At 28.4% G+C, this 21,883-nt stretch carries 21 protein-coding genes and 2 pseudogenes; 19 read left to right on the forward strand and 4 right to left on the reverse strand.

Annotated features, from left to right (window positions below):
* Nucleotides 1–10 precede the first annotated feature (10 nt).
* From HMPREF9131_RS04305 to HMPREF9131_RS04325, 5 genes are all read left to right on the forward strand, one after another.
* The gene (locus HMPREF9131_RS04305) at nt 11–1,027 is read left to right on the forward strand and encodes a hypothetical protein (RefSeq protein ID WP_009345598.1); all 1,017 of its coding nucleotides are present in this window, start codon (nt 11–13) and stop codon (nt 1,025–1,027) included.
* Nucleotides 1,028–1,162: 135 nt separating this feature from the next.
* Nucleotides 1,163–2,281: a BMP family protein gene (locus tag HMPREF9131_RS04310; protein ID WP_009345528.1), complete on the forward strand. Its 1,119-nt coding sequence runs from the start codon at nt 1,163–1,165 to the stop codon at nt 2,279–2,281.
* 205 nt (nt 2,282–2,486) lie between these two features.
* Complete coding sequence (locus HMPREF9131_RS04315; protein ID WP_009345539.1) at nt 2,487–3,530, forward strand: poly(R)-hydroxyalkanoic acid synthase subunit PhaE; 1,044 nt, start codon at nt 2,487–2,489, stop codon at nt 3,528–3,530.
* A gap of 11 nt (nt 3,531–3,541) precedes the next feature.
* Nucleotides 3,542–4,612 (forward strand): class III poly(R)-hydroxyalkanoic acid synthase subunit PhaC, encoded by a 1,071-nt coding sequence (phaC, locus tag HMPREF9131_RS04320; protein ID WP_009345514.1) that lies wholly within the window; start codon nt 3,542–3,544, stop codon nt 4,610–4,612.
* A gap of 111 nt (nt 4,613–4,723) precedes the next feature.
* Nucleotides 4,724–5,473 carry a TIGR02206 family membrane protein gene (locus HMPREF9131_RS04325; RefSeq protein WP_232202584.1) on the forward strand — a complete coding sequence of 250 codons (750 nt, stop codon included), beginning with the start codon at nt 4,724–4,726 and terminating at the stop codon, nt 5,471–5,473.
* 58 nt (nt 5,474–5,531) lie between these two features.
* Here the strand turns inward: HMPREF9131_RS04325 and HMPREF9131_RS04330 are convergent, their stop codons facing one another.
* The gene (locus HMPREF9131_RS04330; protein WP_009345619.1) at nt 5,532–7,127 is read right to left on the reverse strand and encodes a zinc ribbon domain-containing protein; all 1,596 of its coding nucleotides are present in this window, start codon (nt 7,125–7,127) and stop codon (nt 5,532–5,534) included.
* A gap of 126 nt (nt 7,128–7,253) precedes the next feature.
* The gene (locus HMPREF9131_RS04335; protein ID WP_009345545.1) at nt 7,254–7,535 is read right to left on the reverse strand and encodes a hypothetical protein; all 282 of its coding nucleotides are present in this window, start codon (nt 7,533–7,535) and stop codon (nt 7,254–7,256) included.
* 139 nt (nt 7,536–7,674) lie between these two features.
* Between HMPREF9131_RS04335 and dnaX the strand changes: the two genes are divergently transcribed.
* The 4 genes from dnaX to ftsH all read left to right on the forward strand — a co-directional run bounded on the left by dnaX (nt 7,675) and on the right by ftsH (nt 12,408).
* On the forward strand, nt 7,675–9,408 hold the full coding sequence (gene dnaX / locus HMPREF9131_RS04340; RefSeq protein WP_009345635.1) for a DNA polymerase III subunit gamma/tau: 1,734 nt from the start codon (nt 7,675–7,677) through the stop codon (nt 9,406–9,408).
* Nucleotides 9,409–9,416: 8 nt separating this feature from the next.
* The gene (locus HMPREF9131_RS04345) at nt 9,417–9,758 is read left to right on the forward strand and encodes a YbaB/EbfC family nucleoid-associated protein (RefSeq protein ID WP_009345524.1); all 342 of its coding nucleotides are present in this window, start codon (nt 9,417–9,419) and stop codon (nt 9,756–9,758) included.
* A gap of 3 nt (nt 9,759–9,761) precedes the next feature.
* Complete coding sequence (recR, locus tag HMPREF9131_RS04350) at nt 9,762–10,367, forward strand: recombination mediator RecR (RefSeq protein WP_009345578.1); 606 nt, start codon at nt 9,762–9,764, stop codon at nt 10,365–10,367.
* 79 nt (nt 10,368–10,446) lie between these two features.
* Nucleotides 10,447–12,408 (forward strand): ATP-dependent zinc metalloprotease FtsH, encoded by a 1,962-nt coding sequence (gene ftsH, locus HMPREF9131_RS04355; protein ID WP_232202585.1) that lies wholly within the window; start codon nt 10,447–10,449, stop codon nt 12,406–12,408.
* A gap of 115 nt (nt 12,409–12,523) precedes the next feature.
* On the opposite strand, the gene HMPREF9131_RS04360 is transcribed toward ftsH, so the two are convergent.
* The gene (locus tag HMPREF9131_RS04360; protein ID WP_009345570.1) at nt 12,524–12,901 is read right to left on the reverse strand and encodes a hypothetical protein; all 378 of its coding nucleotides are present in this window, start codon (nt 12,899–12,901) and stop codon (nt 12,524–12,526) included.
* A 351-nt stretch (nt 12,902–13,252) separates the two neighbouring features.
* Between HMPREF9131_RS04360 and HMPREF9131_RS04365 the strand changes: the two genes are divergently transcribed.
* The 3 genes from HMPREF9131_RS04365 to HMPREF9131_RS04375 are packed head-to-tail and all read left to right on the forward strand — an operon-like array spanning nt 13,253 to nt 15,893.
* Nucleotides 13,253–14,242 (forward strand): DNA adenine methylase, encoded by a 990-nt coding sequence (locus tag HMPREF9131_RS04365; protein ID WP_009345488.1) that lies wholly within the window; start codon nt 13,253–13,255, stop codon nt 14,240–14,242.
* A gap of 23 nt (nt 14,243–14,265) precedes the next feature.
* Nucleotides 14,266–15,147, forward strand: coding sequence for a type II restriction endonuclease (locus HMPREF9131_RS04370; protein ID WP_009345510.1), 882 nt, complete (start codon nt 14,266–14,268; stop codon nt 15,145–15,147).
* Nucleotides 15,147–15,893 carry a TRM11 family methyltransferase gene (locus HMPREF9131_RS04375; protein WP_004825451.1) on the forward strand — a complete coding sequence of 249 codons (747 nt, stop codon included), beginning with the start codon at nt 15,147–15,149 and terminating at the stop codon, nt 15,891–15,893. Before HMPREF9131_RS04370 ends, HMPREF9131_RS04375 begins: the two co-directional genes overlap by 1 nt.
* Before the next feature lie 378 nt (nt 15,894–16,271).
* On the opposite strand, the gene HMPREF9131_RS04380 is transcribed toward HMPREF9131_RS04375, so the two are convergent.
* Nucleotides 16,272–16,697: a Fur family transcriptional regulator gene (locus tag HMPREF9131_RS04380; protein WP_004825559.1), complete on the reverse strand. Its 426-nt coding sequence runs from the start codon at nt 16,695–16,697 to the stop codon at nt 16,272–16,274.
* Between the two features lie 130 nt (nt 16,698–16,827).
* On the opposite strand from HMPREF9131_RS04380, the gene HMPREF9131_RS08955 reads away from it, so the two are divergent.
* The 7 genes and pseudogenes from HMPREF9131_RS08955 to HMPREF9131_RS04410 all read left to right on the forward strand — a co-directional run.
* On the forward strand, nt 16,828–16,977 hold the full coding sequence (locus tag HMPREF9131_RS08955) for a hypothetical protein (protein ID WP_369744395.1): 150 nt from the start codon (nt 16,828–16,830) through the stop codon (nt 16,975–16,977).
* 23 nt (nt 16,978–17,000) lie between these two features.
* Nucleotides 17,001–17,852 (forward strand): metal ABC transporter solute-binding protein, Zn/Mn family, encoded by an 852-nt coding sequence (locus HMPREF9131_RS04385; protein ID WP_009345625.1) that lies wholly within the window; start codon nt 17,001–17,003, stop codon nt 17,850–17,852.
* Nucleotides 17,849–18,508, forward strand: a complete 660-nt coding sequence (locus tag HMPREF9131_RS04390; RefSeq protein WP_009345554.1) for a metal ABC transporter ATP-binding protein — start codon at nt 17,849–17,851, stop codon at nt 18,506–18,508. The genes HMPREF9131_RS04385 and HMPREF9131_RS04390 overlap by 4 nt, the downstream gene beginning before the upstream one ends.
* A complete protein-coding gene (locus HMPREF9131_RS04395) occupies nt 18,508–19,302 on the forward strand; it encodes a metal ABC transporter permease (protein WP_009345606.1) in 795 nt (264 codons plus the stop codon). Before HMPREF9131_RS04390 ends, HMPREF9131_RS04395 begins: the two co-directional genes overlap by 1 nt.
* Nucleotides 19,303–19,448: 146 nt before the next feature.
* Nucleotides 19,449–19,925 (forward strand): Cys-tRNA(Pro) deacylase, encoded by a 477-nt coding sequence (gene ybaK / locus HMPREF9131_RS04400; protein WP_009345595.1) that lies wholly within the window; start codon nt 19,449–19,451, stop codon nt 19,923–19,925.
* A pseudogene (locus HMPREF9131_RS04405) lies at nt 19,922–21,606 on the forward strand (phospho-sugar mutase). The gene ybaK and the pseudogene HMPREF9131_RS04405 overlap by 4 nt, the downstream one beginning before the upstream one ends.
* A 10-nt stretch (nt 21,607–21,616) precedes the next feature.
* Nucleotides 21,617–21,883: pseudogene (locus HMPREF9131_RS04410) on the forward strand (hypothetical protein); the annotation flags it as partial.

The raw sequence follows: 21,883 nt of genomic DNA on the forward strand, positions 1-21,883 counted from the left end.
GAGGTAGAAAATGAGTGAAAAGATAAAAAAATACATTATTTTTGCAATATTTATTATAGTTTTATTTTTATCTTCTCTGACACAATTTTTTAGCAAAGATCTGCTTTGGCCTGATGATGGCAAGGATAGATATTTTTCGGGAATTATTTTCCAAAATCCTACAAATGTTGAGGATTTAGTAGTTTCTAGAAGTGTTGAGAATCAAAATAATGAAGATTTAATAAAATATACAATAAGTTTTACCTATACAGGAGAAGATTCAACGGCTAGAATTATGGGTGTTCCAGCTAGACACATATTTTTTGAAGAAGGAATACTCCCTTACTACTCAATTGCTAATCTTAAAGGAGATTATGAAAAGGTAAACAATACACTTTTCAATGCAAAATTCAGGTTGAGGGATTTCTATAATAAATCTAAGAATAACTTTTATAAACCATATTCAGTTATGAGAATACCTCTTGAAGAAAAAATAGGAGACTATTCTTTTACGGTTTATTATAAACCTGAGAATCTTTTATTTTCAGGAGGAAGGGTAGTCGAAAAAACTTCTGTGTTCATTACTAATGCAAGGATGAGTGATTTTAAAGAATCAACTAAAACTACCGACTCAATAAAAGAAGCATTCAATGATTCGGGCTATTATGTAAATAAACTTGAAATGATTAATTCTAGCTTTGTTTCAAGGATAAATATTTTAAATACACTAGCAACAGTAGTATTTTTAGTTTTGTGCTTATTTGTTGTTGTTATGATTTGGTTTAATAGAAATAACTACATATTATATGTGGCGCCAATGTTTATTATGATTTCAACTTTTTATAGGTTTATTGATAAGGGAAGTTCAAATTTAGGAATAATAATTATTTATCCAATTTTGGGATTTATTGGAGCTTTGGCAGGAAAATTAATCTCAAAAGATGTTGTCATGGTTGATAAGAAAGATTTGAAACAATCTCTTGGCCTTGCACTTATGTACTTGTGCTTCTGTATTATAGTATTTATAGTACCAAGAGCCTTTTTGTAAAATTTTAAAATGATTATAATCCGCATTTTTGCGGATTTTTTTGCATAAATAAATATAAAAATCGTTTACAATAGAAATTGTAAAAAATTATTTATTGTTATATAATTTAATGAGAAAATTATTAGGAGGAAATATATGAAAATCAAAAAAACTCTATTAGCTTTAATATTATTTATAGCTGTAGCAATGACTGCCTGTGGAGGAAACAAAGATAATGCTTCAAAAAACACAGAGAAAGAAAATGCTAACACTAATGAAGCTAGTCAAGAAAAATCTTCTGATGAAAAAATTAATGTAGGTTTCGTAACTGATGAAGGTGGTCTTAATGACCAATCATTCAATCAAGGTGTAAAAGAAGGTATTGATAAAGCTGTTAAGGATTTAGGAATTGAAAGTTCTTATTTGGAATCTAAACAAGCTGCTGATTATGTACCTAACCTTGAAACTTTTGTTGACCAAGAAAAAAATTTGATTGTTGGTGCTGGTTTTAAAATGGGCGATGCTATAACAGAAGCTGCTCAAAATTATCCTGAAATTAATTATGCTATTGTTGATGTTGACCCAACTAATGGCGGAGAAAAAGAAGCTCCATCAAATTTATTAGGAATTATGTTTAGAGCACAAGAACCATCTTTCTTAGTTGGTTATATTGCTGGTATGACTTCTCAAACTAATAAAGTTGGTTTTGTTGGTGGTCAAGAAGGTAATATTATTTGGGGCTTTGAATATGGTTACAGAGCTGGCGTTGATTATGCAGCTAAAGAAAAAGGAACAAAAATTGAAGTTATGAGCCAATATGTTGGTGGATTTACTGATGCACAAAAAGGTAAATCAATAGCTCTTACAATGTATCAAAACGGAGCTGATGTTGTATTCCACGCAGCTGGAGGAGCTGGAGATGGTGTTATTGCAGCAGCAAAAGATGCTAGTAAAGACAATAAAACAATGTGGGCTATCGGTGTTGATAAAGACCAATACGAAGTTGGACCTGATAATGTGCTTACTTCTGCTATGAAAAATGCTGATGTTGCAGTTTATAATGTTATTAAAACTATGAAAGAAGGAAAATTTGAAGGTGGAAAGACTATAGAATTAGGCCTTGCAGATGAAGGAGCAGTAGGTATTGCACCAACTTCTGATAAACACGTTAAGAAAGAAATTTTAGATAAAATTCCAGAATTAACTAAAAAAATAATATCAGGTGATATTAAAGTTCCTTACAATGAAGAAACTTACAAAGAATATCAAAACTAATTAAAAAGATTTTTGAACTTAGCATATGCTAAGTTCTTTTTTATATATTTGTTGGAAAAATTTTATTAAATAATTCACAAATTTAAAAAATATTTTAAATCTACTCATTATAATATAATTAAAACTTAACGATTTATATATTTAATATATTTGCATAAGTAATAAATAAAATGTTATGATGTAATTATGATAGGAGGTAGTTTTAGTGGAAAATGATTTTAAATTTTTTGATAATTATATGGATTGGCAAAAGAAATCTATGGATGCCTGGTCTAAATTCACAGAAAATTTTGCAAAAAACGCTGGTTCGAATATGAATCCTTTTCTTAACTATGAAAAAATGATGGGTTCTTTTATTAATCAGGATTTTTTTAACTATACAGGAAGTCCTTTCCAAGTTATAAATAAAATCAAAGATTCTTCAAAGATATATTATGACCTTTATAAGTTATATAAGGACTCTTTTTTGGACAATTATAAGGACAGTAAAAAGGTTATAGACGAAGCTTTAGAAAACTTCAAAGTGAGTCAAGTTAAATTTATAAATAATCACATATTTCCTCTTTTACCCTTAGATTTACAGGACCTTTTCAAACAGGCTTATGAATTAACAAATACTTATAAGGAAACTGCAAATATAATTTATGGGCCTTGGATGGACGCAAGTGAAAATTTAGTTGATAGTTTCATGAAAGGTGCTTTATTAGACCCTGAAGGCTTCCTTGAGTTTTTCAATATTTGGAAAGAAAATTATAATAAGACTTATGAAAAGCTTTTAAATGCACCGCAATTTGGAATTGATAGAAACACTTATCAGGTTCGTATGCAAACTTTTGATAGATTTATAAAATTTATAATTTATTTTGCTGAACTTAATATAAAATTAAATACTGTTGTCATGGATACAACAGAAGATGTTGTAAATTCTTTTGTGGAAAATGTTAAAAATGATAATACACCCAAGACTTTTGAAGAATTTTATGAATTTTGGAAGTCTAATGTTTCTAAAAATTTTGACAAATTATTTTATTCAGACGAATTTAGTAAATTTTTAGGAAATTATGTGGATTCATTAATGTTTTTGAAAAAAGATTTAGATAAGCTTATAATGGATGCTTTTAAGAATTTACCTATACCTACAAATGAAGATATGGATTCTCTTTACAAGTCTGTTTATGATTTAAAAAAAGAAATTCGTAATTTAAAAAGAGAGCTTAGGGAAAAAGATAAGGATAATTTTGAGGATTAAGGAGGTATTCTTTGGATAATTTTTATGGAATTGAAGTTGATAAGTCTTTGACTCAATCTTTAAAATCATATAACAAACTTTTAAAGGGCATAAATAATATTATGAATGTTGATTACAGTGGTTTTAATGAAACTCCCAAAGACCTTATTTTTGAAGAAGATAAGATGAAGTTATACCATTATAGACCCTTAGTCGAAAATATAAACAAGACACCACTTTTGATTGTTTATGCACTTGTCAACAAACAATATATGATGGATTTACAAGAAGATAAATCTATTATTAGAAATCTCTTAAAAGGTGGTCAAGATTTATATATAATTGATTGGGGATATCCAACTGCTGATGACAGATATATTGGTCTAGATGACTATATTAATGGTTATATTAATGATTGTGTTGATCTTATAAGGAAAAGACATAAATTAAATAAAATCAATCTTATGGGAATTTGCCAGGGCGGAACCTTTTCATATATATACACAGCTTTAAATCAGGATAAGATTAAAAATTTAGTTAGTCTTGTTACGCCAGTGGATTTTTCTACAAACGATGGTTTACTTTTTAAATGGGGCAAGTATTTGGATCCAGAAGTTTTAGTAGATACATTTGGAAATATTCCTGGTGAATTTATGAATGCAGGTTTTGTATTTTTAAAACCCTTAGATCTAATGATTGATAAATATGTTGGTCTTATTGATTATATTGACGATGAAGAAAAACTTGCCAACTTTTTAAGGATGGAGCAATGGATTTTTGACTCACCTGATCAAGTAGGCAGGGCTTATAAGGAATTTCAAATAGAAATGTATCATAAAAATTCTTTAATTAAAGGAGAATTTTCACTTGATGGGAAGAAAAAAGTAGATTTAAAAAATATCAAGTGTCCTTTCTTAGCAATTTTAGGTTTGAAAGATAATCAGGTTCCACCAGCAGCAACAAGGCCTATTATGGATGCAGTTTCCTCTGAAGATAAGGAGCTTTTAGAAGTAAACACAGGTCATATTGGTTTATTTGTTAGCAGTAGGAGTCAAAGAGAAGTCGCACCAAAAATCAATGATTTTTTAAATGAACATAAATAAATTAAATTAATAAACCGTCTTATAGGCGGTTTTATTGATTATAAATTAAATATTTTTAGATAAAATTTATGCCACTTTTATGTAAGGGTGGGGTTAATATTTTTACTGTAGGTGATAAATTTGTTGACTTATTTTTTTAGACATACTAATGAGAATGTACCTTTTGAAAAATTTTCTCTAGCACATATCTCTATAATTATTTTTATTGCATTAGTACTGGTTGGTATATATAAAAATAGTAATATAATTGAAAATTCAGAAAACTTTAAAAAAGCTTTGAGATTATTTTTAATATTTTTTGTTATTCTTGAAGAATTTATTTACTATTATTTTTTTCTAAAAGAGCCTTTTAGTTGGGATGATTTGCTTCCCATATATACCTGTAGAATTGCACAATGGGCAGGTTTTTTTGCACTTTTATTTAACGAAAAAGATAGCTTTAAAACAGTTAATGTTTATTGGGGATGTATAGGCGGATTATTGGCTTTAATATCTCCGGATATGTATCCTTACAAATTTCCTCATGCAACAGTATTCTGCTTCTTTGCAAAACACTTTATAATAATTATTTGCGCTGCAATATTTATTTTTGTGGATAATTACGAGTTTTCTAAGGGACAGTTAAAATTTATGTATGAATTTGCAAATATAAATCTTTTAGTTTTTCTTATTTTTGGTTATTCTACAGGTGCAAATGCTGGATATTTACTTCATAGTCCAATATTTACTGGTTTTTTTGATTCAGTGAATAAAATAATTTATACTATTTTTGTTTTTGCTATTTATAATTTACTCATATATATTATTTATTTATTGGGAAGTAAATGGAGAAAATCTATCAAAGAAAAAGCTGCCATTTAAAGCAGTTTTCTAAGTTGGTTTTTTGCCAACTTAGAAAACCTTATTTAAAGCAGCTTTTTTAAAACAAAGTATTAAATATAAAATTTAGACCAAACCATGATAGTTTGAAGATCAGTTCAAACAAAATAAACATTGATGAGTACCATCCGACAAAATCTATAATTTTGTTTTTCTCTAAATCCCTATAATAAAATCCCAAGGCTATGATAGGGGATAGAAGAATTATAATTATTGTAGCTATTGGCATTGGTGTCATAGCTTTTAAAAGGTTAAATTGGAAAAATCCACCCATAGGTGTAATTATATATCCTATGAATAAAAGTATTTTCGTATAAAACCAGTTTATTAAAACATTGATTCTAAACCTATCAGAGCTTTCTGTAAGATTAGTTTTTTCCTTTGCGACTTTTAAAGGTATAGAAAACTGAATATAGTCAAAAACGAGTTTTAAAAGCAAGAAAAATATAAGATTAAAAGATAATTTTCCTTGACCTATAAACATTGGTACAAAAATCAATAATATGCCTAGACCAAGCAATATCAAACTTTCATTGCTTTTTATATTCTTTAGAAAATCAGAAAAATTTAGATTTAAGACAGAAAATCTTTTGAAGTTATTTAATAGAAAGCTATTGGTATCGACATTTTCTATTTTATCTATATGTTTTTCCTTAAAATCATCCTCTATATTATCTTTTAGCTTAGATAATTTTATTTTTTCTTCTTTTATATTTGATTTAATTTTTTGATTATTCCAAAATTTACTTTTTGTATGATTCTTTGGAGAAACTTTATCATTTTCTTTAGAAGAATTATTTATTTTTTTATTTTCAGCTTTGTTTTTTCTTTTTTCTTTACTGACAATCTTATCTAAAAATTTTTCATTTTCAGTTGTAATTTTCGGAACAGACAATGTTTGTTCAATCGATTTATTAGAATAGTCCTCAGTATTTGTTAGGTGAAAATCTCTTTCTTTAGCAGTTTTTAAAGATTTATCCTTTTTTAAATCATTGAAGATGGAAAATTCATCATCGTCTTCATTTATAAAATCTTTCCATTTATCTTTTAATGTCTTTTTCTTATTTTTATCTTCAGCTTTAGTCTCAGATTTTTTGTCATTTAAAGAATCATCAGAATTTTCATAATCTTTTTCGCTAAAATTATTTCTTTTTAGTTCTTCTTGAACTCTTCTAACTAATTCTTTTTCAGACATCTTGAATTCATTAAAAGAATTTTCATCAGATTTTATATTTTTTTGAGGAGCAGATTCTTTAACATCAGTCTTCTTACTTAAATTTTCATCTTTTTTAGGTGAATCTTTTTTTATAATTGGAGCCGATTTAGTTTCTTTAACTTTGGGGATATCGTCTAAAGTGTTAGAACGATTTTCATAATCTCTAATATTTTTAGAAATCTTTTTATCAACAGCAGCAATTATATTTTTTATGTCATCAGTAGTATCTATGCCATCTAATTTATGTGGATTAAAAATCCTTGTAACATCTTTTGTAGATTCTTTAGTAGTTGTTCTACTGGTATTTACAGTATCTTCTAAATTTTCTACGCTTATTTTTATATTTTTAAGCTTTTTCCCACAAAGGGTACAGTAATTGTCATCTTTTGAAACAATATTTCCACAATTAGGACAAAACATATGCCACCTTCTTTCAAAATTAATACTATTATATCATAAATGTAAATTATTAAATATTAAAAAATGTTTTATTATAATAATATATGTAAAAAAAGGGCCTCAAAAGAGACCCTAACTTTAAAAAAATTATTCAGCTTTTTCAGTTGAAGCGTTGTTTGTAGCTTCTTCAGTTGAAGCATTGCTAGTAGCTTCTTCTTTAGCAGCTTCTTGAGCGTCGTTTTTAGCTTTGTTAGCTTCAGCTTGAGATGCATTAGCTTCTGCTTGATTCTTATCAGCATTTTCTTGAGCTTCTACTGCATTTTCTTGAGCTTTATTTGCATTTGTTTTATTTCCGCTTTGGCAAGCAACCATTCCTAACATAAGAACAGAAGCGATACCAATACTAGCTAATTTCTTTAAATTCTTCATAATTTAATTCCTCCTAAATAATATCTGTTCCTATATGATATTGATTGTTTGTGATAATGTTGTGAAAGTCCTGTTAAAAATATTAGATAATTTATTATTTTCAATATTTTTGCTATAATAAAAATGGTGAATAAAGAAAATGTATAAAGCTTTATATAGAAAATATAGACCTTTGGATTTCAACCAAATGATAGGTCAAGATGCTCTAGTCATGAGCTTAAAAAATCAAATAAAAAATAATGAAGTTTCTCACGCATACTTATTTTCAGGAACGAGAGGAACTGGTAAAACATCAGCTGCAAAAATTTTTGCTAGGGCTGTTAATTGCGAGCATCCGATTGATGGGAATCCATGTAACAAATGCAAATCCTGTCTTTCTAATTTAAATAACACGTCTGTTGATGTTGTAGAGATGGATGCTGCTTCAAATAACGGGGTAGACGATATTCGTGATTTAAAAGATAAAGTAATTTACCCACCAACTTTTTTAAAATATAAGGTGTATATAATAGATGAAGTTCACATGCTTTCTAAGGGAGCCTTTAATGCACTTTTAAAGATATTAGAAGAACCTCCCAGTCATCTTATTTTTATTTTAGCTACAACAGAAAAAGAAAAAATTCCTGCAACTATACTTTCAAGAACTCAAAAATTCGAATTTTCAAGGGTTTCTTTAGAAAACATTATTAAGAGATTAAAATATATAAGTCAGATGGAAGGAAAAACTTTAGACGATGAAGTTTATCTTCTTATAGCAAAAACTTCTGACGGGGCAATGAGAGATGCTCTTTCAGTACTAGATCAGCTTTTATCTTTTGATAGCGACCATATTTCAATAGAAAAAGCTATGGATGTTTTAGGTATTTCCTCTTCAGAAAGCCTATTTGAACTTACAAGCGCATATTTAAATAAAGATGCCGAAAGAGCAATTTCTGTAATTGATGATATAGCCATTCAAGGTAAAGATTTTTTATCCTTGAACAATCAGCTCTTAAAGCATATGCGTGATTTAATGTTAGTTAGGACTTTAAAAAATCCTGAAAATCTTGTATATTCAACATATTTAAAAGATTTTAAAGAACAGGCTGCAACTTGTGATTTAGATAATATTCTTGATATAATTGATGAATTAAAAGATTTGCAGGTCAATTTAAAGTATGCGGAAAATCCGAGAATTTTACTTGAAATGACTTCCATTAAAATCTGCAACAAGAAAAACTTTAAAAGCTTGCAAATGAATTTAGATAATTTGAGTAAAAGAGTTGAAAAACTTGAATTTTTAGGTTCTCTAACAAAAGATTCATCAATTAATAAAAATATATATAGGCAATCTTTGGAAAAGCCAAATGAAAATGATATAATAAATTTAAATTCAGATATGAAGTCTGAAAATGAGATTTTAGAAAAATCCAGTCAAAGTGATCCTATATCAGTAAATACTGAAGAAAATTCAGACTATAATAGGTCTATTGATGAGGATAAAAAAGAATATCATAAAAATTCTTTAGAAAACATTGATGATCAGCTTGTAGATAATGAAGCACCTGAAAAATCTTTAGGAATAAATGATATTAAAAAAGATTGGAATGAAATATTAAATGATTTAAAAGCAGTAAATCAAGTTCCTTTAGTTGGACTTTTAAATGATGCTAAGCCTTTAAGTTTTGAAAATGGGATTTTAAATATTTGTTATGGTCCTGGTCATGAATTTCATTTGAAATCGACAAATGAACCTAAAAGGCTTGAAATAATTAAAAGTGTATTAAAAAAACGTTATGGCATGGATATTGATGTAAAAATCAGTATAGCTGACGATACAACTTTAAAAAAACTGGAAGATTTATTTGGTAAAAATTTTGTAGAAAATATTTAGGAGGAATTATGGCAAGAGGTTTTGGCGGTTATCCACGTAGTGGTGGAAACATGAATAATATGATGAAGCAAATTGAAAAATTACAAAAAGAAATGGCAGATATGCAAGAAAATTTAAAAAATGAAGAAATTTCTGCTACATCTGGTGGAGGAGCAGTTACTGCTACTGTTAATGGCAACAAAGAAGTTATATCTATAAAACTTGATAAAGAAGCCGTAGACCCAGAAGATGTAGAAATGCTTGAAGATTTAATTGTTGCTGCTGTTAATGAAGCTTTAAGAAATGCTGAAAATAAAGTGAATTCAAAAATGAGTAAGTTAACTGGCGGTTTAAATATTCCAGGACTATAATAGATGGATAATATAGTAGGCCCTATTGAACAACTAATTAGAAATTTAACAAGGTTACCCGGAATTGGTCCTAAAACTGCTCAAAGACTTGCATATCATATAATAGATATGGATAAGGTGGAAGTTGAAGAATTAGCAAATAGCATTGGGACCATTAAATCAAAAGTAAAAAAATGTTCACTTTGCTGTAATATTTCCGACACCGATCCTTGTAATATTTGTCAAGATAATAATAGAGATAAGTCTACTATTTGTGTTGTACAATATCCAAAAGATGTTGATGCAATGGAAAGAACACATACTTATAAGGGTCTTTATCATGTTCTTAATGGATTTATTTCTCCATTAAAGGGAAGAACTGAGTCGGACATAAATTTTGTAGAATTAATAAAAAGAGTTGAAAACAATAAAGAAATCAAAGAAATAATTATTGCATCTTCTCCAACTGTAGATGGAGATATAACTGCATCATTTTTAGTCGAAGCTTTAAAAGCTTTTGATTTAAAGGTTACAAGAATAGGTTATGGGCTTCCCGTAGGTGGAGATTTAGAATACTATGATGAAATAACTATTTCGGCAGCTTTAAAAAACAGAAGAGAACTTATTTAATATATGCCAAACATTTGGCATATATTTTATATTTTAGTAAATTTGGGTATAATAAATTTAATTTAAGAAAGAGAGGAGCATGAATTTGTCTTCTAAAGATAATAATAAATTCAATAACAAGAAAAAGAATAAAGACCCCAATGCATTATATTATATATTGGCAATCTTCTTAGTTTTTACTATTTCATACTTTACCATTCCCAAAATCAATAGAGGGATGGATATAAAACAATCAGACTATGTTAGTTTTGTAAATATGGTCAATGAGGGAAAAGTAAAGACGGTAGAAGTTAGAGATAAAACTATTGCTTTTGAAGTAGTAAAAAAAGATGGAAAGACTGAAAAATATGAAACTAGCGTATTTTTTGACCCATCACTTGTTGATAGATTAATAGCACACAACGTAAAAAGTTCGCAAATTTATCCTAAAGAAATAAATCCCATAATGCAACTTTTATTGTCATTATTATCAACCCTATTTTTTATGGGATTAGTTTGGTTTATTTTTTCAAAATTTATTTTCAAAAAAATGGGAGATGTAGGCGGAATTGGACCGATGAATTTTGGCAGAAGTGGGGCAAAAATTTATGTAGAGTCAACGCAAGGAATAAAATTTTCTAATGTTGCTGGTCAAGAAGAAGCCAAGGAAGCCTTAAGGGAAATAGTTGATTTTCTTCACAAGCCAAAAAAATATACAGAAATTGGTGCAAAACTTCCCAAAGGAGCATTACTTGTAGGGCCTCCAGGAACAGGAAAGACACTTCTTGCAAAAGCAGTTGCATCTGAAGCAGAAGTTCCATTTTTTTCAATTTCAGGTTCTGAATTTGTGGAGATGTTTGTTGGCTTAGGAGCAGCAAAAGTTAGAGATTTATTTAAACAAGCTGAAGAAAAAGCACCCTGTATAATTTTTATAGATGAAATTGATACCATAGGTAAGAAGAGAGATGGAGCTGGTTTTTCTGGGAATGATGAAAGAGAACAAACTTTAAATCAACTTTTATCTGAAATGGATGGCTTTGATGCCAAAAAAGGTGTAGTAATACTTGCGGCTACAAATAGGCCTGATTCTCTTGATCCTGCTCTTTTAAGACCAGGAAGATTTGACAGAAGAATACCTGTAGAACTTCCAGACTTAGCAGGAAGAATTGCCATATTAAAGGTGCACGCAGAAAAAATTAAAAAAGACGAAGATATAGATTATGGTCAAGTTGGACGTTCCACAGCAGGAGCAAGTGGAGCTGATCTTGCAAATATGGTAAATGAAGCTGCCCTTAGAGCTGTAAGAGAAGGCAGAGATAAGATGAGCCAAAGAGATTTGGAAGAATCAGTGGAAGTTGTTCTAGCTGGTTATGAAAGAAAAAATACCATGATTTCTGCCAGCGAAAAAAGAATTATAGCTTATCATGAAGTTGGACACGCACTTGTTGCTGCAAAGCAAAAGAAAAGTGCTCCTGTTCATAAAATAACAATAATTCCTAGAACATCAGGAGCCTTAGGTTACACAATGCAAGTAGATGAAGAAGAAAAAGTTCTACTTTCAAAAGAAGAAGCTTTTAATAAAATTGTAACCTTAACAGGTGGACGTAGCGCTGAAGAAATAATTTTCAAAACACAAACTTCAGGAGCCTCAAATGATATAGAACAAGCAACAAAAATTGCAAAGGCTATGATAACAAGATATGGAATGGATGATGACTTTGGTTTTGTAGCTTTGGAAGAAATAAATAATCCATATTTAGGGGCAGATGCATCCTTAAGCTGTTCACAACAAACTCAATACGAAATAGATAAGGCTGTAAATAAATTAATTGAAGAAGCCCATGCTAAGGCTAGAAAAATTCTTCAAGATAATATAAAGGCTTTATCAGCAATTGCAGAATTTTTGTTGAGAAAAGAAACTATAACAGGTGAAGAATTTATGTCAATCCTAAAAGATTATTCGCCTGATGAATTTGAAGATAAAAAAGAAAGTGAAGAAATTCCTTCAAGTGATGAAAATTCAGCTAAAGAAGAAAAAAAGGAAGATGCTGATATAAATTAAACATTAAAAGTAAATTTATAAATTCTAATTTAAAATATTTTAAAAAGAAGGGCTTATGCTCTTCTTTTTTGTGTATATATATATTTTTTTGTCTGGTCTAAAAATTTTTATTAAATTAGTCAAGCAAAATGCCCCTTAAAAAACCATGAAGGAGGTGGTCGCCATTTTCATCATAAACATCTGATATTATGTCGATGAAATTTTTGCTACCCTTATTGATAAGGCTATCAACAACATTCACGCACTTCAATTTTCTTCCTGTGTAGGCTTTTTTCAAGAAATCAAACTCCATTTTGTACATTAAAATATCATAGTCACCACCAATTTTATTAGTAAGACTTGCAGTCAGAAGTCCCTGCAAAAGATATTCGCCCTTGTCATTAGGAATTTCGTGATGTTTGCCCCAAAAGTTTGCAATTGTTGCATAGTCTTTTAAATCTTTTTCAGTAAAAACTCTTTCGTAAACAACTTCATCATCCTTATTTAGTCTCACAAAATCACCTCACCATAAATATACCCAATAAAAAATTTTGAAATGGATAAAGCCAAAAATAGATTTTGATGTGAAAAAATTTTACTATAAAGATAAGATAATTAAAAGACTAAAATTGCAGAAAATTTTTAAGAGGATTTGAAATATAATATATAGGATAAAAAAGAATTAGAAGAAAAAAATTATTGATTTTAATTTAGAACTTGCAGAAGACAAAGAAAAACTAATGATATTTTTTGAATTCGATAGAAATATTTTGCTTGTATTTTTTCTTTAGAATTGTAGGTTTAAAGGTTTGTAATAAAAAATTTTTTAGAATATAATATTTTTATTGATTAGGGAAGTGAAATAGTGTACTCAATATCTATAAAAGAGAATAAAGCAAAAATACAATTAAATAAAGATAAAAATTCTTATTACAATGACGAAAATATAGATAAGCAGATAAAAAACTCAAGTGTTAAACCATTTTTAAAATGGGCAGGTGGGAAAGGTCAGCTTCTTAAAGAAATAGAAAAAATATATCCGTTCGATGATAATGAGATAAAAAAATATGCAGAGCCATTTGTTGGTGGTGGAGCAGTTTTTTTTGATATACTAAATAAGTATGATTTGGAATCAATTTACATAAGCGACATTAATTATGATTTGATAAATACATACAAAGTTATTAAAAATAATAAATATGAATTAATTGAGTTATTAAAAATTATAGAGCTTGAATTTTTGCCAAAAGATACACAACATAGGAAAGAATATTATCTAGATAAAAGACAAAAATTTAATGATTTAAAGTTAGACATGAATAATAAGGATAATATCACAAAAGCTGCTTATTTAATATTTTTAAACAAGACTTGTTTTAATGGATTGTATCGTGTAAATAGCAAAGGACTATTTAATGTACCTATGGGCTCTTATAAAAATCCATTAATCTGTGACCAAGAAAATATTTTCGCAATTTCTGAAAAATTAAAGAATGTTAAAATATTATGTGCTGATTTTAAGGAGTCAGAAAGTTTTATCGACAAAAATACATTTGTATATTTTGATCCACCATACAGACCTATAACGAATACCTCAAGCTTTACTGCATATACATCAAGTAGTTTTAATGATGATAGACAGGTAGAACTTGCAAAATTTGCAAAAAAAATGAATGAGAGGGGAGCAAAGATTCTATTAAGCAATTCCGATCCTAAAAATACAGATGATAAAGATAATTTTTTTGATGATATCTATTCAGACTTTAAAATTAGAAGAGTTCAAGCTAAGAGAATGATTAACTCTAACGGCAAGGGAAGAGGAAATGTTAATGAATTATTGATTTCAAATTTTTGATTTAATTATTAAAGGAGTGTTCAATGGGAAAAAGAGATTTTACAGAGTGGTTAAATAATTTTAGAAACAGTATATCTGACTATAAATATTATGTTGATTTTGAAAAAATTTATAGAAATGTAGATAAAATAAAGATAGAGCTTAATATTTTAAATTCTCTTATTGGCTCAAAAGATATAGAAAATGACTTCATAAAATTAATAAAAAAATATCCGGATACTATAAGATGTATTCCTATACTTTTAGCAGTAAGACTTAATGAAATTTATTGCCAAGATAATAAGGGTGGATTGTTATATCAATTCAACTCATTAGAGAATATAGAAGATAAGGAACACTATTACAAAAGCTATGTTTATTTTATGCAGGAAACGGGTCTTTTTGACTTGCTTGAAAATCATATTGTTAATAATTTAGTAGATTATATAACTGGTGTCGAGACTGGACTTGATTCTAACGGACGAAAGAATCGTGGCGGTCATCTAATGGAAAATTTGGTTGAAGGTTTTATCCAAAAAGCAGGTTTTACTAAAGAAGAGAATTACTTTAAAGAAATGTATATTAGCGAAATAACATCTAAGTGGGGAATTGATTTATCAAGACTATCAAACCAGGGGAAAATGGAAAAAAGATTTGATTTTGTTGTAAAAACTCCAAATATGATTTATGCAATAGAAACCAATTTTTACGCAAGTGGAGGAAGTAAACTAAATGAAACTGCAAGGAGTTATAAGACTTTAGCTATGGAATCACAAGGGATTGATGGATTTACTTTCGTATGGTTTACAGATGGAAAGGGTTGGTTTGGTGCAAAAAATAATCTTGAAGAAACTTTTGATATCATGGACAAAATTTATAATATAAAAGAACTTGAAGAAGGTATTATCAACGAGGTATTTAAGTAATGACAAGTAAAATAACAAAGTGGGAACCTGAAAATTTTGAACTTGAGATGACAACTCATTGGTCATTCCCTGAAAGAGGAGATTGGGCAACTCACGATGCCAAGTGGAGAGGCAATTGGTCTCCTTACATACCTAGAAATATTATTTTAAGATATTCAAAGGAAAAAGATTTGATATTAGACCAATTTGCAGGTGGAGGAACTACACTTGTTGAAGCAAAATTATTAAAAAGAAATATAATTGGCTTAGATGTCAATGATGTAGCACTTAATCGTTGTAGAGAAAAAATTGATTTTGAACATGAAGGAGCAGATGGCAAAGTTTTTTTGCGAAAAGGAGATGCTAGAAATTTAGATTTTATATCTGATAATAGTATTGACTTAATTTGCACACATCCACCCTATGCGAATATAATCAAGTATAGTGAAAATATAAAAGAAGACTTGTCGCAACTAAAAATTAATGATTTTTTAGATGAGATGAAAAAAGTTGCATCTGAAAGTTATAGAGTTTTAAAAAAAGATAAATTTTGTGCAGTTTTAATGGGTGATACTCGTAAAAATGGTCACATGATTCCCCTGTCATTTTATGTAATGCAAGTTTTCGAAAATGCTGGTTTTAAAATGAAAGAAATGATAATAAAAGAGCAACATAATTGCAGGGCTACAGGATTTTGGAAAACAAACAGTATAAAATATAATTTTCTACTAATTGCCCATGAGCATTTATTTATATTTAGAAAATAGTTGAGTAAAGAATAAAGTTTGATATTTTTTATACCAAGGTTCAGATTGTAGACAAACCGAGGAAATATTTCCTGGATTTGTTGCTTCTTAATTTATATAATAAAAAATCATTAATTTGGTAATCTCTAATTCATAGTAATAAAAAGCTGACAACTTTAAAATTATTAGATTTTTGTTGATAATCTTTGATTTGAAATAATTTTTATTTTTAGAGCTAATATAGAGATATTTTCTACATGAGAAGTTATATTAATAATTTGTGAGTTGTCTTATTTAGCTTATTTTAGAATTAAAATCCTAATTAAAATATAAGATAAATAAAAAATACCAAATATAAAAATTTGGCATTTTTTGTAAATAATAAAAATATATCAGCTATTAAATTTTATTGGTATCTTTTTGACATTTGGGGCAAATGCCTTGAAGCTCTACAGTGTGTCCTTCTACTGTAAATCCTGTTTCCTCTGAAACTTCTTTTTCAAATGTTTCCATTGGGCAGTGCTTAATTTCTGAAATAGTGCCACAAATTTTACAAACAATAAAATGTTTGTGGTGTGGACTTTTGAACTCATAATAATTAATTCCATCTTGGTGAATTGTCTTATTCAAAAGTCCCGCTTCAAATAACTGATTCAAAATTCTATATAGGGATGTAAAGTTGGGGACAAGTTTTCTATCAACTTTTTGAAATACTTCTTCAACGTTTAAGGGAACTCCTGAATTTTTCAGTATTTCTAATGCGTGAGTTCGCCCTTTTGTTACAATTAATCCATGGTTTTTTAATAACTTTTTATATTCATTCATATGCTCACCTTATCATTTATTTATTATATTATAATATAAAAAAATTATTTTTCAAAACCCTTGTATTTTGAAAAAGATTTGTTATAATAAATGTTGCGAATACGAACTATTTGCAATAAAGGAGGAAAAAATGAAAAAAATATTTGTAATATTACTTGCTCTTTTATTTACAGCATGTTCTAAACCAGCCGCAAATAATGAAGCAAAAAATGAAGAAAGTAATAGTAAATTAAATGTTTATGCGTCTGTTTATCCCATATATGATTTTACAAAAAAATAGGTGGAGATAAAATTAATTTATCTATGTTGACTAAACCTGGAGAAGAACCTCACCATTATGAACCATCAAGCGATGATATTAAAAATTTATCTAAGGCAGATCTTTTTATTTACAATGGGGCAGGCCTTGAATCTTTTACTGATAAAATTATAGAATCTAATCCTGATTTAAAAACTTGCCAAGCAAGCGAAGGTGTTGATTTAATTAAAGCTACTCATGACCACGACCATGACCATGACTTTTGTCAAAATAGTGATGATGCAAACCATAACCACAACCATGAAAATGAAAATAATCACAATCATGAAGCTAAGGAAAATCATTCATCTCATGAAGAAGAACATCATCACGGTATGTATGATCCTCATACTTGGCTTTCAATTAAGAATGCAAAAATTGAAATGGAAAATATTAAGAATAAATTATCTGAAATTGACCCAGATAATGCGTCTTATTATCAAAAAAACTTTGATAAATATGCAAAAATGTGTGATGATCTAGATAAAGAATACAGCCAAAAAATATCAGTTTTACCTAATAGAGTTATGGTAGTTTCTCACCAAGCTTTTGGTTATTTATGTGGGGATTATGGCTTAAGTCAAGTTCCTATAAAAAATATTTCTAACGAAGATGAACCAGATGCACAAACTATGGCACAAATAATTGACTATATCAAGAAAAATAATATAAAATATATTTGTGTTGAAGAAATGACTTCAACAAAAATCGCCGATACAATTAAAGCTGAAACAGGTGCACAAATAAAAGTTCTTTCTCCTGTGGAAACTTTGACTCAAGAACAAATGGATAAGGGCGAAGATTATTTTTCAATTATGGAAAATAATTTAAAAATCTTAGAAGAGGTTTTAAGTTGACAGATAAGATTTTGCAAATCAAAAATCTATATTTTAAATATCAAAGTGAAAATATTTTAGAAAATATTAATTTAGAAATTAAAAAGGGGGATTTTGCGCTTTTAATTGGTGACAATGGGGCAGGCAAGTCCACCCTTTTAAAAGTTATTTTAAATGAAATAAAGGCTTATAGGGGAGAAATTACTTTTCCCCTTTTAAATAACTCTTATCAGATAGGATATGTTCCTCAACTTACTGTTGGTAATAATTTAAATTTTCCCATTACAGTTTTTGAGCTCGTATCCTTATCTTTATATCATAAAGTTAAAGGCTTTAAGAAATTAAGTGAAAAAGACAAAAAATCTGTAAGAAATGCCCTAGAAATTGTTGGAATGAGCGATTATGAAAACAATTTATATAAAGAACTTTCAGGTGGGCAAAGACAGAGAGTTCTAATTGCTAAAGCTATAGTAAATTCTCCATCTTTTTTAATATTAGATGAACCTACTGCTGGCATTGACTATAAATCTAAATTAGCACTTTTTGATCTTTTAGAGCATTTTAATAATTTTCATAATATAAGTATTTTAATGGTAACTCATGAACTTTCAGAAGTTAAACATTTGGCAAATAGAATTTATTTGATTAAAGATAAGAAGATTGAAGAGGTGAAATAGTGGAAATTTTTCATTATTCATATATGATTAAGGCACTAATTGTTGGTTTTATAATCTCCATAGTTATACCGTTGATGGGAATTGTCTTAGTAAATAAAAAAATTTCAGTTATAGGAGATGCCTTATCCCATGTTTCTTTAGCTGGGGTAATGATTGGTATATTAGCAGGAACTCAGCCTATTATTGGAGCTATGATAACTTGCATAATAGCAACTTTTTTCATGGAATTTATTAGAAAAAATTTCCCAGGATATGGAGAAATTTCTACTGCAATTGTCATGTCCCTTGGAGTTGGTCTTGCATCTTTAATTTCAGGCTTTATAAATACAGCAGCTAATTTTGAATCTTTTCTTTTCGGTTCAATAATTACAATTTCAAGTTTTGAGTTTTATATGATTATTGGTTCTTCATTAGTTGTATTTTTGATTTTTTCTTATCTGTATAAAGATTTAATGTATATTTCTTTTGATGAAACCTCTGCAAGGCTAAGTGGAGTTAAGGTTGAGAGAATAAATAGAATTTTTATGTTCTTAATTGCTCTAACAATTTCTATTTCTTCAAGGACTGTTGGTGTATTAATTATTTCATCTTTAATGGTTTTGCCAGTCGCTTCGGCATTACAGTTTAATTATGGATATTTTAAAACAACTGTATTATCAGCAGTTTTTGGCGTTATTTTTACAATAGGAGGTCTTTTTATTTCCTTTTACTGTGGTTTAAAACCTGGTGGTTCTATTGTTATCTTAGGTGTAATAATTTTAATAATTGTTATTTTGCTCAAAAGGAAACATTAATTAAACAAGTTAAATATGTTAAAATATAGGTATAGATTTATTAAGAAAAATCTATACTATTTTTATTGTATAAAATTTAGAAACTAACATATTACAGAAAAAATACTGCAATAAGTTAGACTTAATATAAATATTGCGAGGTAGTTATGAAAAAAACAAATGTAGCTAGAATATTAGATTCTAATAAATTAACTTATGATTTAATTGAATATAATACTGATGGTGGCATTAGTGGGCTTGATGTTGCTAAAAAAACGGGGGAAGATGCCAGATGTGTCTTTAAAACCTTAGTTACTGTGTCTAAGGATAAAAATTATTATGTTTTTGTTGTTCCTTCTATAAGCGAATTAGATTTAAAAAAAGCAGCTAAGGCAAGTGGAGAAAAAAAGATTGAAATGATTCATCAAAAAGAGCTTTTACCACTTACAGGATATATTCATGGGGGCTGTTCACCCATAGGAATGAAAAAAGAATTTCCAACATTTATAGATTCATCAGCAAAAGATTTGGATTACTTTTTTATGAGCGGTGGAAAAGTTGGATTGCAAGTTAAGATTAATCCAAAAGATGTTGCAAATTTAATAGGAGCTAAATTTTTTGATATTTGCAAGGAGGACTTATGAATTATTTAGATGAGTATAATAGATGGCTAAACTCTTCTTTTACTGATGATAAAACTAAAGAAGAACTAAGAGCTATAAAAGATGAAGAAGAAATCAAAGATAGATTTTATAAAAGTCTTGAATTTGGAACGGCTGGTTTGAGAGGAATTATTGGTGCAGGAACCAACAGAATGAATATTTATACTGTTTCAAAAACAGCTTTTGCAATAGGTAAAGTTATACTTAAGAAAAATTTAAAGGAAAAAGGAATTGTAATAGCAAGAGATGTGCGTCACAAATCTGAAGAATTTGAAAGAATATCTGCTGAAATTTTTGCAAATCTTGGTATTAAGACATATGTATTTGATAGTATAAGGCCAACACCTATGCTTGCCTATGCAGTAAGATACTTAAAAACTGCTGCAGGAGTTATGGTAACTGCTTCTCATAATCCAAAAGTTTATAATGGATACAAAGTTTATGGGCCAAAGGGTTCTCAAATCTTAACAGATGAGGCAGATGAAATTTTACAAGAAATAGAAAAATTGATTACACTGATATCGAAAGGCTTGACTATAATGAAGCTTTAAAAAAAGGTCTTATCTGTCAAGTTGATAAAGAATTTGATGAGAGCTATTACAAAAAAGTCCGTGATCTAAAAATTTATGAGGGAGAAGATATTGATAAAGATATAAAAATCATTTATACACCATTAAATGGTTGTGGGAATATACCTGTAAGGCATATTTTAAAAGAGAGAGGATTTAAAAATGTTACTGTGGTCAAGGAGCAAGAAAATCCAGACCCAGATTTTAAAACTGTTTCTTTTCCAAATCCGGAATTTATTGAAGTTTTTGATATAGGGAAAAAATATGCAAATAAAGTTGATGCAGATATTATTATTGCAACAGACCCTGATAGCGACAGGCTAAGAGTTTTGGGAAGAAGGGAAAAAGCTGATTATTATGGATTTTCAGGTAACGAACTTTCATATCTATTAGTTGATTATATATTAAAAGGCTTAAAATCAAAAAATATTCTTCCACAAAATGGGGCAATGGTTAGATCCATAGTTTCATCAGATTTAATTGAAGATATTGGTAAAGCTTACAACATAAAATGTTTTGAATCTCTGACAGGTTTTAAAAATATATGTAATTATGCTAATATTTGGGAAAAAACTGATGAATATAAATTTGTCTTTGGCTATGAAGAATCAATAGGATATGTAGTGACTGATTTTGTTAGAGATAAAGATGGTGTTCAAATTGCAATGTTAGTAGCAGAAATGGCAGCTTTTTATAAGAAAAATAATATAAGCCTATATGATAAACTGCAAGAAATTTTTAAAGAATATGGATATGTTAGTGAATTTTTAACCTCAATTGTTCTAGAAGGTCAAAAGGGAGCTGAAAGAATAAAAAGGATGATGGATAAATTTAGAAATGAAAATATTTCTGAATTTGGCGGCATCAGATGTAAGGAAAAAATTGATTTTATTAATGGATATAAAGATGTAGGTCCTTCAAATGTTTTAAAATTTATTTTAAATGATAAGTCATGGTTTTCTCTTAGACCATCAGGAACTGAACCTAAGATAAAATTATATATCTATACAAAAGATAAGGATAAAAACATAGGAGATAAAAAAATTAACGATTTGAAAAAAGATATTTTGCAGAAATTAGAAAATATAAAATGAGGTGCATTAAATGATATTATATTGTGATTTCAACCCTAAACTTATTAGAAAATATAAAGTTGATAAAATTAACCAAGGTGAAGAAAATTTAATAGAATCAAATAGATTTTATGCCTCAGGTTATGGCATAGATATGGCAGTTTTTTCAAAAAAATTGTTTCAAGATTCAAAGGTTTTGATGTTAAAAGGTACTGTAATTGGTGAACTCATAGAAAGAGATTTAAGAAATCTATATATTGAAACCGAATCTATAAAATTAAAAGATGATAACATTGAA

Origin of the sequence: Peptoniphilus sp. oral taxon 836 str. F0141, assembly GCF_000179335.1 — a bacterium.
In the GTDB taxonomy this organism is placed as follows: domain Bacteria; phylum Bacillota; class Clostridia; order Tissierellales; family Peptoniphilaceae; genus Peptoniphilus_A; species Peptoniphilus_A lacrimalis.